At 31.9% G+C, this 17,266-nt stretch carries 15 protein-coding genes; 14 read left to right on the plus strand and 1 reads right to left on the minus strand.

The annotated features are described in order from the left end of the window. The first annotated feature begins 12 nt into the window (after window positions 1-12). The 14 genes from ACIF8R_RS11340 (at window position 13) to ACIF8R_RS11405 (ending at window position 15,792) form a co-directional block, all read left to right on the plus strand. The gene (locus tag ACIF8R_RS11340; protein WP_396480800.1) at window positions 13-1,275 is read left to right on the plus strand and encodes a flippase; all 1,263 of its coding nucleotides are present in this window, start codon (window positions 13-15) and stop codon (window positions 1,273-1,275) included. After that, a complete protein-coding gene (gene wecB, locus ACIF8R_RS11345; RefSeq protein WP_396480802.1) occupies window positions 1,272-2,399 on the plus strand; it encodes a non-hydrolyzing UDP-N-acetylglucosamine 2-epimerase in 1,128 nt (375 codons plus the stop codon). The genes ACIF8R_RS11340 and wecB overlap by 4 nt, the downstream gene beginning before the upstream one ends. Then, the gene (locus tag ACIF8R_RS11350; RefSeq protein WP_151688135.1) at window positions 2,393-3,466 is read left to right on the plus strand and encodes a glycosyl transferase family 1; all 1,074 of its coding nucleotides are present in this window, start codon (window positions 2,393-2,395) and stop codon (window positions 3,464-3,466) included. Before wecB ends, ACIF8R_RS11350 begins: the two co-directional genes overlap by 7 nt. Before the next feature lie 18 nt (window positions 3,467-3,484). Continuing rightward, the gene (locus tag ACIF8R_RS11355) at window positions 3,485-4,465 is read left to right on the plus strand and encodes an EpsG family protein (protein WP_396480804.1); all 981 of its coding nucleotides are present in this window, start codon (window positions 3,485-3,487) and stop codon (window positions 4,463-4,465) included. Next, complete coding sequence (locus ACIF8R_RS11360; protein WP_396480806.1) at window positions 4,462-5,343, plus strand: glycosyltransferase family 2 protein; 882 nt, start codon at window positions 4,462-4,464, stop codon at window positions 5,341-5,343. Before ACIF8R_RS11355 ends, ACIF8R_RS11360 begins: the two co-directional genes overlap by 4 nt. A gap of 109 nt (window positions 5,344-5,452) precedes the next feature. Further along, window positions 5,453-6,154, plus strand: a complete 702-nt coding sequence (locus tag ACIF8R_RS11365; RefSeq protein ID WP_396480808.1) for a glycosyltransferase family 2 protein — start codon at window positions 5,453-5,455, stop codon at window positions 6,152-6,154. Window position 6,155: 1 nt separating this feature from the next. After that, window positions 6,156-6,761, plus strand: coding sequence for an acetyltransferase (locus ACIF8R_RS11370; RefSeq protein ID WP_396480810.1), 606 nt, complete (start codon window positions 6,156-6,158; stop codon window positions 6,759-6,761). Then, window positions 6,751-7,890 (plus strand): NAD-dependent epimerase/dehydratase family protein, encoded by a 1,140-nt coding sequence (locus ACIF8R_RS11375; protein ID WP_396480812.1) that lies wholly within the window; start codon window positions 6,751-6,753, stop codon window positions 7,888-7,890. The genes ACIF8R_RS11370 and ACIF8R_RS11375 overlap by 11 nt, the downstream gene beginning before the upstream one ends. Beyond that, window positions 7,891-8,922 carry a lipopolysaccharide biosynthesis protein gene (locus ACIF8R_RS11380; protein WP_396480814.1) on the plus strand — a complete coding sequence of 344 codons (1,032 nt, stop codon included), beginning with the start codon at window positions 7,891-7,893 and terminating at the stop codon, window positions 8,920-8,922. Window positions 8,923-9,216: 294 nt separating this feature from the next. Further along, window positions 9,217-9,831 carry a sugar transferase gene (locus ACIF8R_RS11385; protein WP_396480816.1) on the plus strand — a complete coding sequence of 205 codons (615 nt, stop codon included), beginning with the start codon at window positions 9,217-9,219 and terminating at the stop codon, window positions 9,829-9,831. Window positions 9,832-9,854: 23 nt separating this feature from the next. Beyond that, window positions 9,855-10,730, plus strand: a complete 876-nt coding sequence (galU, locus tag ACIF8R_RS11390; protein WP_396480818.1) for a UTP--glucose-1-phosphate uridylyltransferase GalU — start codon at window positions 9,855-9,857, stop codon at window positions 10,728-10,730. Between the two features lie 115 nt (window positions 10,731-10,845). Then, window positions 10,846-12,108, plus strand: a complete 1,263-nt coding sequence (locus ACIF8R_RS11395) for a UDP binding domain-containing protein (protein ID WP_396480820.1) — start codon at window positions 10,846-10,848, stop codon at window positions 12,106-12,108. Further along, window positions 12,105-13,775, plus strand: coding sequence for a glucose-6-phosphate isomerase (gene pgi / locus ACIF8R_RS11400; RefSeq protein WP_396480822.1), 1,671 nt, complete (start codon window positions 12,105-12,107; stop codon window positions 13,773-13,775). The genes ACIF8R_RS11395 and pgi overlap by 4 nt, the downstream gene beginning before the upstream one ends. A 175-nt stretch (window positions 13,776-13,950) precedes the next feature. Then, on the plus strand, window positions 13,951-15,792 hold the full coding sequence (locus tag ACIF8R_RS11405) for an LTA synthase family protein (protein ID WP_396480824.1): 1,842 nt from the start codon (window positions 13,951-13,953) through the stop codon (window positions 15,790-15,792). Window positions 15,793-15,820: 28 nt separating this feature from the next. Here the strand turns inward: ACIF8R_RS11405 and ACIF8R_RS11410 are convergent, their stop codons facing one another. Continuing rightward, window positions 15,821-17,191 carry a phosphomannomutase CpsG gene (locus ACIF8R_RS11410; protein ID WP_396480826.1) on the minus strand — a complete coding sequence of 457 codons (1,371 nt, stop codon included), beginning with the start codon at window positions 17,189-17,191 and terminating at the stop codon, window positions 15,821-15,823. Window positions 17,192-17,266 lie beyond the last annotated feature (75 nt).

Here is a 17,266-nt window from a genome sequence, read left to right on the forward strand (position 1 = left end):
AGAGCCTGTAAATTGTTTGCTAAGTTAAATAAATTGATAGCTAACCCTGAAAATAAAAGATTTCTAGGGAACTTTATTTCACTAGCAACATTACAGGGGCTTAACTATATTTTACCATTACTTACTTTACCTTATCTTGTACGTATATTGGGTGCAGAAAAGTTTGGTACATTAGCTTTTGCAACAGCCATAATTAGTTATTTTATAGTATTAACTGATTATGGTTTTAATTTTACAGCAACGAGAGAGGTGGCAGTACATAAAGAAAATAATGAGAAGTTAAATGAGATTTTTAGTAGTGTAATGATTATTAAATTTTTTCTTTTAGTTATATCCTTTGTAATACTTATAGTATTGGTTTCTTTTTTTGATAAGTTTAGTTCAGATCCAGAACTCTATTTTTTAACTTTTGGAACAGTACTAGGTCAGGTCCTATTCCCTATATGGTTTTTTCAGGGGGTAGAAAAAATGAAATATATTACAATAATTAATATAGTAACTAAGACTCTATTCGCAATAGCAATTTTTATATTTGTAAAACAAGCTTCTGATTATTATTTAGTACCTTTATTGACCTCTTTAGGCGCAATATTGGCAGGTGGTTACTCTTTATATTTAATCTATAAAAAATTTAATATTAAATTTAGTGTACAAAAATTTAATGTGGTGACCTCCCATTTAAAAGGTGGAGTGCACTTATTTTTAACCTCTGCACTAAGTAATTTGTTGACTTCTTCAGGTACAATTATTTTATCTTTTGTATCAAATAATACTATTGTTGGTTATTATTCAGCATCTGAAAAGCTTTTTAGAGCTATAGTTGGATTATTTACACCTGTGACCCAAGCTCTATATCCAATAAGTTGCACTAAAGTTAATCAAGAGAATCTAGCAAAGCCATATATTAAAAAAATATTTACTATAGTGGGTGGAATTGCATTAATACTGAGTTTAATAGTTGCTTTATTATCTAAGCCTATCGTTAATTTAATCTATGGAATAGAGTTTATTAATTATAGCTATGTTTTGGCTGTAATGATGATTTGGTTATTTTTTGGTGTAATTAATAATATTATTGGTATTCAATATCTAACCGCAATGAGGAAAGATAAAGTGTACACATATTCATTTGTAGCTGCTGCCTCAGCTACGGTTATATTAAATATTGTTCTAATTCCTCACTTTATGATTGATGGTATATTATTTTCAATGATATTTGGTGAAATCCTTTTAACATTATCTATGTTAGGACTTATTTTTAGGTTGAAATTATGAAAAAAATATTAATTGTGTTTGGAACACGTCCTGAAGCTATTAAAATGGCGCCTTTAGTGAAAGAGTTTCAAAAAGATACTAATAATTTTGAAACTAAAGTGTGTGTAACCGCTCAACATAGACAAATGTTAGACCAAGTATTAGAAATATTTGATATAAAGCCAGATTATGATTTAAATATTATGAAACCTGGGCAAGATTTATATGATATTACTTCAAATGTATTAATAGGAATGAAATCTGTATTAAATGATTTCGAACCAGATGTTGTTTTGGTACATGGCGATACAACTACTACTTTATCTGCTAGCTTAGCGGCCTTTTATGCAAAGATTAAAGTAGGGCATGTAGAAGCAGGCTTAAGAACAAATGATATTTATTCGCCTTGGCCAGAAGAAGGCAATAGGCAGTTAACAGGTATTTTAACCAATTACCATTTTGCTCCAACTCAGCAAAGTGAAGAAAACCTCTTAAAAGAAGGAAAAAAACAGCAAGATATCTATGTTACTGGTAATACAGTTATAGATGCTTTAATGTATGTTTTACAGCGAATTGAAAATCAACCGACACTAAAAGAAAAAATAAAATCTAAAATTTCTAAACAATATCAGCTAGATGAAGAAAGAAAAATTATTTTGGTCACTGGGCATAGACGTGAAAATTTTGGTCAAGGCTTCATCAATATTTGTGAAGGATTAAAAGAGTTAGCAAAGAACAATCCAGATATTGATATTGTTTATCCAGTACATTTAAATCCAAATGTGCAAAAACCAGTAAACGAGATTCTTTCTGATTTGACGAATGTATATTTGATTGATCCACTTCAGTACGAAGAATTTATTTATATGATGAATGAGTCATATTTTATTATTACTGATAGTGGTGGTATTCAAGAAGAGGCGCCTTCTTTAGGTAAGCCTGTTTTAGTTATGAGAGATACAACAGAACGACCGGAAGCAGTCGAGGCTGGGACAGTTAGGCTGGTTGGAACAGATAAAAATACATTAATCAAAGAAGCACAAAAATTAATTGATAGTAAAATCGAATATGAGAAAATGGCTAAAGCTCATAATCCTTATGGTGATGGTAGAGCTTGTGCAAGAATAGTAAAGAATTTATGTTGAGAGCTACTAAAGAGATTGGTCAAGTGATTCTATTTTTAAGTAAGTATCCTGAATTGGATGAGGAATATAGAGATGGGTTTTACCAACGGGTAGAAAACATTGATAACTTTTTTAGTGAAGATGAAAGAATATATTTAAATGTTAGTCTTTTTAAAAACTTAAACTTTAAATCAATTCAACATAATAATCGTTTACAGGTTTCTTGTAATCTATTTTTACATTTTTTTTATATCCTTAGGGCCTTTAAAAAATCTAACCTTGTTTATATACAGTCTATTTACAATGCTTTAAATTTAATACTTTTTATTATATTTTTTAATAAAAGATATATTTTAGATTTACATGGGGTGGTGCCCGAAGAGCTTGTAATGCAAGGAAAAATTTTTAAATCAAAAATATTTAACATTGTAGAAAGAATTTTATTCAAAAAAATAGATATTGCTATTGCAGTTACTAATGCTATGGCAAATCATTTTTCTAAAAAATATAAAAATGCAAAATGTCAGTATATTATCTATGCCATTTTACCTTCTCATTTAAAAAGCAGTAATATGGAGTTAGAGTTATCTAATACGATTGAAGTAATTTATAGCGGTAATACACAAGTTTGGCAAAATGTCGATTTAATGTTGGAGGTAATAAAAAATCATTTTTATGATAATATTAACTATACTATTTTGACTGGTGATTTAATTGGGTTTCGTGAGAAATTAAGTAGTCACAATATCGATCTTGATAAGATAAATTTAAAATCAGTAAGTCCAAATGAGTTAGAAGAGTATTATAAGCAGAGTCATTATGGTTTTATTTTACGAGATGATATTCTAGTTAATAATGTAGCCTGCCCAACAAAAATAATTGAATATCTGAATTATGGAATTATTCCTATAGTGTTGACTGAGAATATTGGTGACTTTAAAGAGTTGGGGTATGAATTTTTAAATGTAACTAATTTTAGTAGTAATATTACTAAGCAAAAAAGTAAAAAAAATATTGAAGTTATTGAATATATTTATAATCAAAACAATATTAATCTGAAAGAAAAAATTCTTTCTCATATTGTTTAATTTTGTTTTGGAGAGTATATGTCAAATTTTAAAGTACCAAAAAATAGCATAATTACTTTTTTTACGATTATTATTGTTTTTTTTATTGCTCTAATAGTTTCTAATCGAGGAGCATATGTTGATAATGATTACCAAGCATATGAAGTTATGTTTGAAAATTATTCTACATCTAATGTTGAGCCAGTATATAAAATTATTTCAATGTTTTTAAATAGCTGGGATTTAGGTTTTTCTTCATTATTATTTCTATTTTGTTTTTTTTCTATTTTGTTAAAGATATACTCTTTTATATTAGCAAAAAAATTAAAATTAATTGGTAATGAAGGTTTTACTTATTTTATATTTTTATATTTCTTTTGTTTTTTTGCATTATGGGATCTTACTCAAATAAGAGCCTCTTTAGCTGTATCATTTTTAATGTTATCTTTTTTTTCGTTAAAAACTTATAAAAAAGCAATATTTAAAATACTCGCTTTATTAACACATTATTCAATATCTTTTGTTCTTCTATTTGAATTGATATATTCTCTTGTTAGAAGAAATATATATTTGCACTTGTTGTTTTCATTGATCTTATGTGTTTGTCTATTTTATTTAGTTGGGCTCACACCTTATGTTGTTTATGATGCTTCAAGCTATTCCGAAAAATTTAACCCTATATCTTTTAAAAATTTATTTATAATTCTAACCTTCTTTGCTGTAAGGCTTCTTTTTAATCGTAAAGATGACAATAGATATTATATTGAAAAATTAAGTGCTGTATCAATAAGCTTACTAATTATGTATTATGTGTTTGGATTTAAATATCCAAGTATAGCTATTCGTGTTGCTGACTATAGCTTATTTTTTAGTGTTCTTAGTTTGGTTTTTGTGAGAAATAATGGTGTTTTAAATATTTATAAGTATGTCTCTTTAATTGTTATGGCAATATATTTTACATATATATTTTACTTGTCTGATACGTCAATAATCCATTTGGATGAGTGGGGGGTAAAATGATAGTTTTTTCAGTAATTGTGACGTTTAATCCAAGTGAAAATATATTTTTATTGGTGAGGGAGTTGGCGGAACAAAATGTTTTACCAATTATTGTAGATAATGGTTCAAAAGATTTTAATTTCTCTGATTTAATAGATAATCCTAATATTTGTTTTATAGGTCTTGATAATAACTTAGGTATAGCAAGTGCGCAAAATATAGGAATTAAAAAAGCTTTAGAGTTGGGTGCTGAATATATATTATTTTTTGATCAAGATAGTGTTATTTATGATGGCTTTGTGCGTGATATAGTTGATGACTATCAATTAATTTTAAGAGAAAATTCTAAAATTGGTGCTATAGGGCCTCGCTTTATAGATGGTAAAAATAATTTTTATTATAAGGCTATTAGTATCTCTAAGTATGGCTTAAGAGTAAAATATAATGTTTCAGAAATTACTAAGCCATTTAATTCAATTTTGCTTATTTCTTCTGGTTCGTTAATTAGTGTTAATACACTTAAGAAAGTCGGATTGATGAAAGATAAGTATTTTATTGACTATGTTGATACAGAATGGTGTATGCGATCGGAAGCTCTGGGATATAAAAACTATATGTCTTCGAAAGCAATTATGCGGCACACTATTGGCGACAATATTAAGCAGACTAAATATTTTACAATGCCAATACATTCTTCATTTAGACGATATTATATTATTCGTAATAGTTTTTATATGTTAAAAGAGCCACATATACCAAATATATTTGTTTTGCATCAATTGGTTATTAATGTAATTCATCAATTTTTAATAATATATATGGTTAAGGGGCAGCGATTGGAATACATGAAATCTTTTATAAATGGTTTTAAAGATGGTTTAAAGATTTTTTTTAAGTGATATTTTTTATTCGAGTTTTTGATAGTATTTTAATATATTTTACTGTCAATATATTTTTAATTTTTTTGTCAAGCTGATTGATATAAGTTAGTGCAATGTGAGTAATAATATGATATCTGTTTGTTTAGCTACCTATAATGGTGAAAAGTATATTATTGAACAGTTGAATTCTATTTTACCACAATTGTCATCAACTGACGAAGTTATTATATCTGATGATCATTCTACAGATGAGACTTTATTATTAATTAAATCATTAAATGATCCAAGAATTAAAATAATAACTAATGAATTAGGTAAGGGGTACACCAAAAATTTTGAAAATGCTATTAATCATTCTTCTGGTGATTATATTTTTCTTTCTGATCAAGATGATGTCTGGATGGAAAATAAAGTTGAATTAATGATGAAATATTTATTAGATTTTGATTTGGTTGTTTCCGATGCAATCATTTCAGATTCTCATCTTAAGCCAACTTTAGGTTCTCACTTTGAATTACATAATACTAAAGATGGTTTTCTAAATAATTGGTTGAAAACTAGGTATATTGGTGCATGCATGGCATTTAGAAGAGAAATTTTTTCTAAATTATTACCATTTCCTATCCAATCAAAGTGGTGTGCTCATGATTACTGGATAGCTAATGTTGGAGAGTTCTTTTTTAAAGTGAAACTTTTAGAAACTCCTCTTATTAAATATAGACGCCATGGTAATAACGCTTCAACTGGTGGGGAGAAAAGTACCAATACATTACTTCATAAGTTAATTGTTCGAATGTATACATTATTACAGCTAATCAAGAGAATGTAATATGAAAATACTTTATCAATATGGTTATTTGGGTCTAATTAAACTTGCGTTTAATGTTATAAAAACAAAACTCTTTTTCTCAAAAGCCAGATTAGTTCGCTTTCCAATTGATATTAGGAACAAAAAAAATATTGATTTTGGGTTAAATTTGACTACTGGTGTTGGTTGTAGGATTGAATGTTTTCCTCAAATTAATACTGATGCAAAGCTTTTAAAATTTGGAAAGAACGTACAATTAAATGATTATGTACATATTACTGCTGCGAAAAGTGTAGAAATTGGTAATAATGTTCTTATGGCTAGTAAAATTTATATATCTGATTGTACACATGGCAGCTATATAGGTGATGAAAATGATTCTGACCCAATGTCCTTGCCAGTAGATAGGCCCTTATCAATAAAACCAGTTAAAATTCATGACAATGTGTGGCTTGGTGAGTTTGTATCTGTTTTACCAGGTGTAACTATCGGAGAGGGAGCTATCGTGGGAGCAAACTCTGTTGTTTCAAAAAGTTTACCATCTTATGTTATTGCAGTTGGTTCGCCGGCTCGGCCAATAAAATTTTATAATTTTGAAAGTCAAAAATGGGAAAAATATGTTGATTAAAAATGTACTAATTACTGGTGGTGCTGGTTTTATTGGTTCAAACTTAGCATTAAAACTTGTTGCAAAAGGATATAACGTTACTGTTTTAGATAATTTATCACAACAGATTCATGGCGTTAATCCTCAGGAAACATCACCACTATTTCTAAGTATTAAAGATAAAGTAAAGTTTATCTTAGGAACAGTAACTAATAAGTCTGATTGGGAATTAGCATTAAAAGATCAAGATGCTATTATCCATTTAGCTGCAGAAACTGGTACTGGGCAGTCTATGTATGAAGTACATAAATATGTTGATGTAAATATTAATGGTACTGCTTTAATGTTGGATTTATTAGTAAATAACTCTTACCCAGTTAAGAAAGTAATAGTAGCATCCTCTCGCTCAATTTATGGTGAAGGAAAATATATTAGTAAAGAGCTGGGAGTTGTTTATCCTACTCAAAGAACTGCTGATTATATGGATCAGAAAGATTTTGAAGTCAAATATCATGGTTCATCTGAATTAAAACTAGTTGCTACAGATGAAGAGTCTAAGATTCATCCATCTTCAGTATACGGAATCACTAAACAAAATCAGGAGCAAATGGTATTAACTGTTTGTTCAAGTATGGGTATTGCTGGTGTGGCATTCCGCTATCAAAATGTATATGGGCCTGGCCAATCACTTAAGAACCCGTATACAGGTATTTTATCTATATTCTCTACACAAATTAAAAATGGAAATAATATTAATATTTTTGAAGATGGTAAAGAAAGTCGCGACTTTGTTTATATTGATGATGTGGTCGAAGCAACAATTCTAGGATTAGAAAAAGAAGAGGCAAATAACCAAGTATTTAATGTTGGAACAGGCATTGCAACAAGTGTTTTAACCGTTGCTGATCAACTTGTTAAAAATTACAATATAGATGTGCCTATCGCTATTTCAGGAAATTATCGCTTAGGAGATATTCGTCATAATTATGCTGATCTGACAAAAATTAAGAAATATTTGGGTTTTGAACCTAAAGTTTCATTTGAAGAAGGCATAAAAGAATTTACACAATGGGTGAATACTCAAGAAATTCAAGAAGATCGGTATCAACAATCTATCAATGAAATGAAAGAAAAAGGGTTATATAAGTAAATGAAAAAACTTGAGCACCTTGCAGGAAAAAAAGTACTATTTTTGTGTGTACAAACTTTTGATTTAGAAAAAGGGATTGTTCAGCAACTGGAAAAACATGGTGCTCAAGTAACCTATTTTGATGAAAGACCTAAAAATAATAATTTTATTAAAGGTTTAATTCGTTTGAAAAGAGATTTATTACAGCGAAAAATTCATAAATACTATAATAATATCTTAAAAAAAATTAGAAATGAAAAATTTGATTATTTATTAGTTAATCGTGGTGAAGTTGTACCTTCTTTTTTTCTTGAAAAGTTTATAGAGCTTCAACCCCAATGTGTTCGTATATTCTATACTTGGGATAGTTTTCATAATCATAGCCACGGTCTTAAAATATTAGATTATTTTCATAAGCGATTCACTTTTGATAAAAGGGATGCGGAGAAATTTAACATCGGTTTCAGACCTTTATATTTTACCGATAAGTATAGAGAGATATACGATAATAAAAATCAAAAAGAAATAGATGTATTATTTTTAGGTACTGCTCATTCTGATCGTTATATAATAAGTAATAAAGTAACAGAGTGGTGCAAAGAAAATGACCTAACGACATTTAATTATTATTATATGCAGGGTAGATTAGTATATTTTTATAAGAAATTTTTTGATAAGACATTTTACGATTTTGATTTTAATAAATTAAGTTTTAAGGGTTTAAGCTTAGATGAGATCATCGAATTCTATAAAAAATCAAATGTTATCTTAGATATTAGTCATCCTGGGCAGTCAGGATTGACAATGCGAACATTTGAAGCAATTGGAGCAGGAAAAAAATTAATTACAACTAATACAAACATAAAAGAATACCCTTTCTATAATTCTGAAAATATTTTTTTAATTTCACGTGATGAGTTTATTCTTGAAAAAGATTTCTTCTTAAGTAAATACCAACCTCTTACATCAGATTTATATAATAAATGTTCAATTGATGGGTGGATAGAAGATATATTTTTAGGCGAGGAAAAAAATTACTGGATGAGTTATTAAATATTATACGTATCCTAATTTGCTCTAAGACATAATCTGCTTTTGAGAAAATGTCTGTATGAATTTATTGTGCAAATTTATAGTAAGTGATTGATATAATTTAAGTTTAATGTGGATGTATTGTTAATCTAAACTGAGGAATCTGGGTTTGCAATTGTAAAAAAACATAAGTTTTTTGTTGAGGTATAAAGAACTATTTTGAAAACCTGATAGAATGCATGCGTGTCTACTTTCACTATACTTCGTGGATAACTCAAGCTTACGTGTACTTCACAGTAGAAATAAGAGCAAACAATGAAACGACTAATAGATATCATTATCTCTTTGATAGCTTTAATTATTTTATCGCCAATTTTTATTTTGATCGCCTATAAAGTAAATAAGAATTTGGGATCACCAGTTTTTTTCTTACAAGAGCGTCCCGGTAAAAATGGCAAAATTTTTAAAATGATTAAGTTTCGATCTATGAAAGATGGAGTGGATCAGGATGGCAATATTTTACCAGATGAAGAAAGAATTACTCCTTTTGGTCAAAAATTGCGTTCTACAACTTTAGATGAAATGCCACAACTGATTAATGTATTAAAGGGTGATATGAGTATTGTTGGGCCTCGCCCTCAACTTGCTGACTTTATGCAGCATTACACACCAAGACAAATGCGTCGCCATGAGGTAAGGCCTGGTATGACTGGTCTTGCACAAGTAAGCGGTCGTAATAATTTAAGTTGGGAAGAAAAATTTGAATTAGATGTTGAATATGTGGAACAACATAATATCTGGTTAGATTTTAAGATTATGTTGAAAACAGTTTTAGTAATACTTAAAAAAGAAGGTATTAATGCACCAGATCAGTTAGTGGGAGCAAGCCGCTTTTCAGGTTCGCCAAAAAAAGATGAAGTACAATATTAATTGTTAGTTATAAAGTTAGCCATATGATCAAAAAAGCAGTTTTACCAGTTGCTGGTTTAGGTACACGTTTTTTGCCTGCAAGTAAGTCTATTCCTAAAGAAATGGTTACGGTAGTTGACCGCCCTGCTATTGAATATGTAGTACGTGAGGCAGTCGAAGCGGGTATTGAGCAAATTATTTTTGTAACGCATTCGGCTAAAGTTGCTATTGAGGATTATTTTGATCATGATTTTGAGTTAGAAACAATATTAAAAGAAAAACAGAAATTTGATTTACTTAAAGAAATTACTGATATTTTGCCTTCAAATGTAAGCATTGTTAGTGTGCGCCAGCCTCAACCATTAGGGCTAGGCCACGCTGTATTATGTGCTAAAAGCGTGGTAGGGGACGACGATTTTGCGGTGTTGTTACCAGATGTACTAGTTAAAGATAACTCAGAAAAAAATGATTTATCCCAGATGGTCGCTCGGTATGCTGAGAGTAAAGCCGCACAAATTATGGTAGAGGCAATACCTGATGATTTGGTAGACCAATATGGGATTGTTGATGTCACGAGAACGCCAGATGTAGGTGAAAGCATAGCTATACAGGATATTATTGAAAAGCCATCGATTGGGGCTGCCCCTTCAAATCTCTCTGTGGTTGGTCGTTACGTATTACCAGCAAAAATTATGCACCTTTTAGAGAACATTCCTAAAGGTGCAAGTAGTGAGATTCAATTGACAGATGCGATTGCTGTGCTACAGCAAACAGATAGGGTGGAAGCTTATCGTATGCGGGGTCAAACTTTTGACTGTGGTAGTAAGCTTGGTTATTTAAAAGCTGTACTTCACTATGGTATTGAGCATCCTAAATTGGGAAATGATTTTAAGCAGTTGATTCATGAACTTAAACTATAATTTTTTGTAGCTCTAATTAAATATTTGTAAAATTTAATCAATATATGAGTTAAGCAATATATTCTCTTCCTGTAAATGGAAGAGAAATCTACAGAATATTAAAAACAGGTGTGCAATGAAAATCGCGGTGTTTGGAACCACCTTACATGCTGGTGTGATGGCAGCTTTATTAGCTGAATATGGTAATCAGATTTATTGGTGTACTAGTGTCACCTGTGAGGAAAATATATCTGTACTTTCATATCAAGATCAAGAAGTTAATAATTATTTAAATAAACAAAGAAAAGCTGGTTTTTTAATAGAATGTTCATTCTCTCAAATTCCTTTAGATATTGAAGTTTATTTATTTTGTTTTAGTCCAACACAAATAGAATTTGCTTTAAAAACAGTTGAGAAGTTAAGTGAACGTCCAATTGTTCATCCGAGACTAATGGTAAATGGTTCTACCTTCGGTTTACATGGCACAGCTAAATTAAAGCATCATTTACCTAAAGACGAATGGGTTTATTTTCCTGACGTGATTCAGGAAGGAAATGCAATTAATAGTGTATTGAATGTAAAACATGTCATTGTTGGAGTTGAATCAAACTCTGCTCAAGATACGATGCAAGAGTTATTGCGTCCATTCTTCCGTTTTAGCTATCAATATTTATTCATGCCGATTTTAGATGCCGAATTTACCAAGCTCAGTATTTCAGGCATGTTGGCAACTAGAATTAGTTATATGAATGACCTTGCACTAGTTGCGGAAAAATTGGGGATTGATATTGCCAATGTAAAGCATGGCATTGCTGCAGATACACGTATTGGCGCAGCTTACTTGTCAGCAGGCGTTGGATTTGGTGGTGAAAATTTTTCACATGATATTCTTACACTCTCCAGTACTGTTTCTGAAACAGGTGTGAAAAGCCGACTATTAGAACAAGTTTGGGCGATTAACGAACAACAAAAAGAAATTTTATTCCGTAAATTATGGAACTATTATCATTGTGACTTGAGTGGAAAAACTGTCGCAATTTGGGGAGCTTCTTTTAAAGAGAATACTCCAAGTACGCACAATTCTCCGATTCATATTCTATTAACTGCTTTATGGGCTCAAGGTGTGAAAGTTCGGTTACATGATCCACAAGCTCTTGAGGAAATTGAAGGCATATATGGCAGTCGTGAAGACCTGATTTTATGCGCTGATCGATATGAAGCAGCACAAGGGGCACATGCCCTGTGTCTGGTTACAGCATGGAAGCAATATTGGAGTCCTGACTTTAACTATTTACAACAATTAATGCTGCATCCACTTATTTTGGATGGGCGTAATATTTACGATCCAGCATATGTCAAATCTAAGGGTTTTGCTTATGAAGGGGTAGGTCGATTATGAATAAATCTATCGAAAAATTTCCTAAAGAGTTAGTTTCGCCTATCGCTCAGCTTCATTCTTTGGTTGAGAAAAATTCGAATCTACATATAAAAGAACTATTTGCATCAGAGTCTGATCGATTTCAGCAATACTCTGTAAAGTTCGATCAATTGGTTTTTGATTATAGTAAGCACCGTGTGACTAAAAGTGTTTTAGAGCAATTGGTAGCTTTAGCAAAAACTAAACAATTAACTCACTGGATCGAACGATTATTTTCTCAAGATAAAGTTAACTGTACCGAGCAGCGTGCGGCAATGCATTGGGCTTTACGCTTACCATCAGAGTATTCTAAATTTCCAGGACTAACTAAACAAGTCCATGATCAATTGCAGCGTATGTATGCACTGGTTGAGAAAATACATGCTGGACAATATCGTGGTGCTACAGGCGAAGTCATTCAGGATGTTGTTAATATTGGTGTAGGTGGTTCTGATTTAGGGCCACAAATGGTGACCCATGCATTGTGTGATTTTAAAGTAAAAACAGCTAAACCACTCAATGTACATTTCGTATCCACAATGGATGGTAGTCAGTTATCGGACCTCCTACATCAACTACGTCCAGAAACGACTTTATTTATTATTTCGTCGAAGTCATTTGGTACGATTGATACCTTATCAAATGCTCAAACAGTTCGTCAGTGGCTTGAAAAAGCATTAGGAAAGCACGAACGGGTAGTGAAAAGCCATTTCATTGGAGTTTCAACAAAAGCTGACAAAATGTCAGAGTGGGGAATTGCTACTGAAAATCAATTACTACTTTGGGATTGGGTTGGTGGACGTTATTCTCTTTGGTCATGTATTGGTTTACCTATCGCATTGTCAGTTGGGGTTGAAGGTTTCCAACAGCTTTTAGCTGGCGCCCATGCTGTTGATGAGCATTTCCAGAATACAAGTTTTGAGCAGAATATACCTGTACTTATGGCATTATTAGGAGTCTGGAATAATAATTTTTTAAATATTCAGACCCATGCTGTATTGCCTTATGACGGCCGTCTAAAATATTTCGCTGCTTATTTACAGCAGCTTGAAATGGAGTCTAACGGTAAATCTGTACAGAGAGGTGGGCAGAAAGTCGAATTAGATACTTGCCCAATTGTATGGGGTGAAGTGGGACCAAATGCTCAACACGCCTTTTATCAGTTGCTCCATCAAGGAACTCAGGCGGTAAGTTGTGATTTTATTGCCCCTGTGCAACGTTATAATGCAGACCATTTTACTTATGTAGAAAATGCTGAGGCATTGATTGAACAGCATCATCTTGCATTATCAAATTGTTTGGCACAATCACGTTTATTAGCTTTTGGTAATGAAGCGTTAGATGCTAAAGAACTAGAGAACTTGCCTATTCATAAGCAATACGAAGGAAACCAACCAAGTTCAACATTACTTTTAAAAGAACTAAATCCTTATAGTTTAGGGATGTTGATTGCTTTATATGAGCATAAAGTATTCGTCCAATCCGTAATTTGGAACATTAACCCGTTTGATCAATGGGGCGTAGAAAAAGGCAAACAAATTGCTGATCAATTACTCCCGATTTTAAATGGTGTCCAAAATGATCTTTCAACACTCGATGCATCAACACGTGGATTGATTAAAATTTTATTAGAAAAAGTTGATGGATAAAACTTTAGACAACATTAGAGCAAGATATAAAAATTGATTATTTAATTTTTCTAAATATCAATTACCTACCTTTCTTGGATTGAGATAAAGCTCTTTTCTAAAAAGAGGCTACAGTTGTAGTGATTACTTTCATGCTAGTATTCGCCACAATCCTGTTAGTCTCTTTTTTGTCATCATGGTTTTTCTACGTCAACAGCTGTTATTTATCTTTATTGCCTTTTTATCCACTTGCGTAGGTGTATACGTTGCATGGGATATGAGTCTGACATGGGATAAGTTTTATAGCTATTTGATTTCAGAAAAAGCTATTTTTTCAATTCTCTTTAACTATGCAGTCATTCAACTATTTTTTATTGTAATTGGTCGTAAGTATACGGCTCTTATTTTAAGTCAATTATTCGTTATATTTTTAAATTTTATTAATAAAAAGAAGCAACAATATTTATTTAGTAATTTAAGTCCTGAAGATATTTTTTTACTTCCTGAGGCGATGAAGGCAACTCCTTGGCACTTACAGCTCATCTTTTTTACTCTGATAATTTTCTTTCTTATTGTGCTGCTGATCGCTATACGTAAAGAAAGTAAAGCCACTTTTCATACCTATGTTCCCAATATTATTATTTTTGGATTGCTTGGTAGTGGCTTAATTTACTTAAATTTTATTAAAAATCCTACAGGGGCATGTTTTTCAGAAAATAAACCCATGATTTGTGCCAGTTTACAGGAATTTCCAAATACGAGAAATGACTGGATTGGAGACTATCGGAAAATTCAAGATTATGGCTTTGTGACTTTTTACGTATCTAAGGTATTGGATAATGTAACCAGTGTTTTATTACCTAACCGTAAAGTATCTGAGCAAGACATACAGCAGATTTTGCAGGAACATCGTTTGGTTCAACCTTTAGAAAATAATGAGAAGGAATATCCGAACATTGTTATCGTGATGGAAGAATCTTTTTGGGATTCCCATCATTTAGATAGTGGTTTATCTAAAGATTTACTATCTTTTGTTCATCAAAATCAGGTCTCTAATTTATTGTCTCCTTCTTTTGGGGGAGGTACTGCGAATGTCGAATTTGAAGTTCTTACGAGTCTAAATACAACTTTTTTCCCCAATGAGTTGTTATATGTCTCTAAGCTGAAAAAGCCAATTTATGCTCTACCTTATTATTTAAATTCAATCGGTTATCAAACGGTTGCAATGCATAATAACTATGGATATTACTATAATCGTAATAAGGTATATCCAGCATTAGGGTTTGATAAATTTATATCACTTGAAAATATGATTGCCCAAAAAGATCGGTCTACAGTTTTTAACTTGGGTGGATGGGCTACAGATGATCTTATTTTTGATTCGATTAAGTCTACTTTAGAAGAGAGTGAGCAACAGCCAAAGTTTATTTATGCGATTACTGTTGAAAATCACCCAATGTATAACGATGATCGATTTGGTAAACAAAATTATAAATTTAACAAAGAATTATCTGAAACCGAAAAGCAAAAATTAAGTACTTATACTGCTGGAACTGTGCGTGCTAACCAAAAGCTAAAAGAGCTCGCTGAATATTTAAAGACAGTAGATCGACCAACAATTTTAGTGGCCTTTGGCGATCATTTACCGAATCTACAAGAAGTTTATGAGAGTTATGGATTTTTTAAAGATGATCCTGAGCGAACTAATTTAAAAAATTATCAGACACCGTTTGTGGTATGGAGCAATTATAAATTAGATAAGAAGCCTTTGAAGCAACCTTATATTGCTGCAAGTTTCGTTGCTCCAAAACTATTAAAGCTGGCAGGGTTGCCTTTGTCAGATTACTATCAATTTGTTGATGATGTCTCGAGTTGTTATAGTGCCATTCACCAAAAATTTATTAATGAAAATCCAACGTGTAATTTTGATAAGAAAGTATTGTTAAAAGGTTATGAAAATCTAAATAAGGATGTATTGGATGGACATAATCATACTTATAAAATTATGCAGAATAACAAAAAAGAGATGGAACAATAATGTTCCATCATCTTTGATATGAGGTCTATTAAGACTGAATTAATCCAGTCAATTCATCTACATAATGCTGCATTGGCTGAGCTTGACGATCTGCACGGCTTTCAATGTTAAGACGTAGTAAAGGCTCAGTGTTTGAAGCGCGGACATTAAAACGCCATGCACCAAAGTCGAGGCTTACACCATCGGTACGGTCAATTTCTGGTTTTTGTTCGGCATAGAAATCGAAAATCTTTTGAATAGTGGTTTGTGTGTCAGCCACTTTAAAGTTGATTTCACCACTACAAGGAAACTTGGTAATCATATTTTCAACGAGGGTTGAAAGTGATTGTCCTGTTTCAGAAAGTAGGGCAACAGTAAGTAACCACGGAATCATACCGCTGTCGCAGTAAGCAAAGTCACGGAAATAGTGATGAGCACTCATTTCACCGCCATATACAGCATTGTGTTCACGCATAACGTCTTTAATGAATGCGTGACCAGATTTTGACTGTACAGCAACACCTTTGTATTCATCTACGATATCAAATGTGTTCCACACTAAACGTGGGTCATGCACAATTTTCTCACCTGATTGTTTAATCAAGAAAGCTTGAGCCAATAGACCAACGATATAGTAGCCTTCAATAAACTGCCCCTTTTCATCAAACAAGAAACAGCGGTCAAAGTCGCCGTCCCATGCAATTCCCATATCCGCTTTATGCTCAAGAACAGCATTTCGAGTACTGTCACGGTTTTCAATTAAAATTGGGTTAGGAATCCCATTTGGGAAAGTACCATCTGCTTCATGGTGAATTTTAATAAATTCAACTGATACGTTAAGCGCCTTAAATTTTTCTTCGATTGCATCAATCACGTGACCAGCTGCACCATTACCCGCGTTTACCACTAATTTTAGTGGACGGATTTTTGCTGGTTCAATATAGGTAATTAAGTGATCAACAAACTCAGGCAAAATGTTATAACTTTGAGTTGTACCTTTTTGACTAACTTCTTCAAAGTTATTGGTTTCTGCTAAAGCCTGAATTTCTTTTAAACCAGTATCGGCACTAATTGGACGAGCATTTTCTCGTACCAATTTCATACCATTATAGTCCATTGGGTTATGGCTCGCAGTAACTTCGATACCACCTTGCACATCTAAATGGAAAGCGGCGAAGTAAACTTCTTCAGTACCTGTCATGCCCAAATCAAGAACATTGACACCCGCATCATTTAACCCGCGGATGGTCGCTTGTTTTAAACCCTCACTGCTTAGACGAATATCACAACCTACAACCACAGTCTTTGGTTTATAGATTTGTCCGTAAGCGCGGCCAATTTTATAGGCGATTTCTTCATTCAATTCGGTGCCGAGTTTGCCTCGGATATCATAAGCTTTAAAACACGTTAAAGTAGTCATTATTCAATTCAATACATGTGGTTTGAGTTGTGTGCACATTATACATAGATCATGAAACAGGAATGTTTATAGTTT

The organism is Acinetobacter sp. ABJ_C4_1 (assembly GCF_044538495.1).
GTDB lineage: Bacteria > Pseudomonadota > Gammaproteobacteria > Pseudomonadales > Moraxellaceae > Acinetobacter > Acinetobacter nosocomialis_A.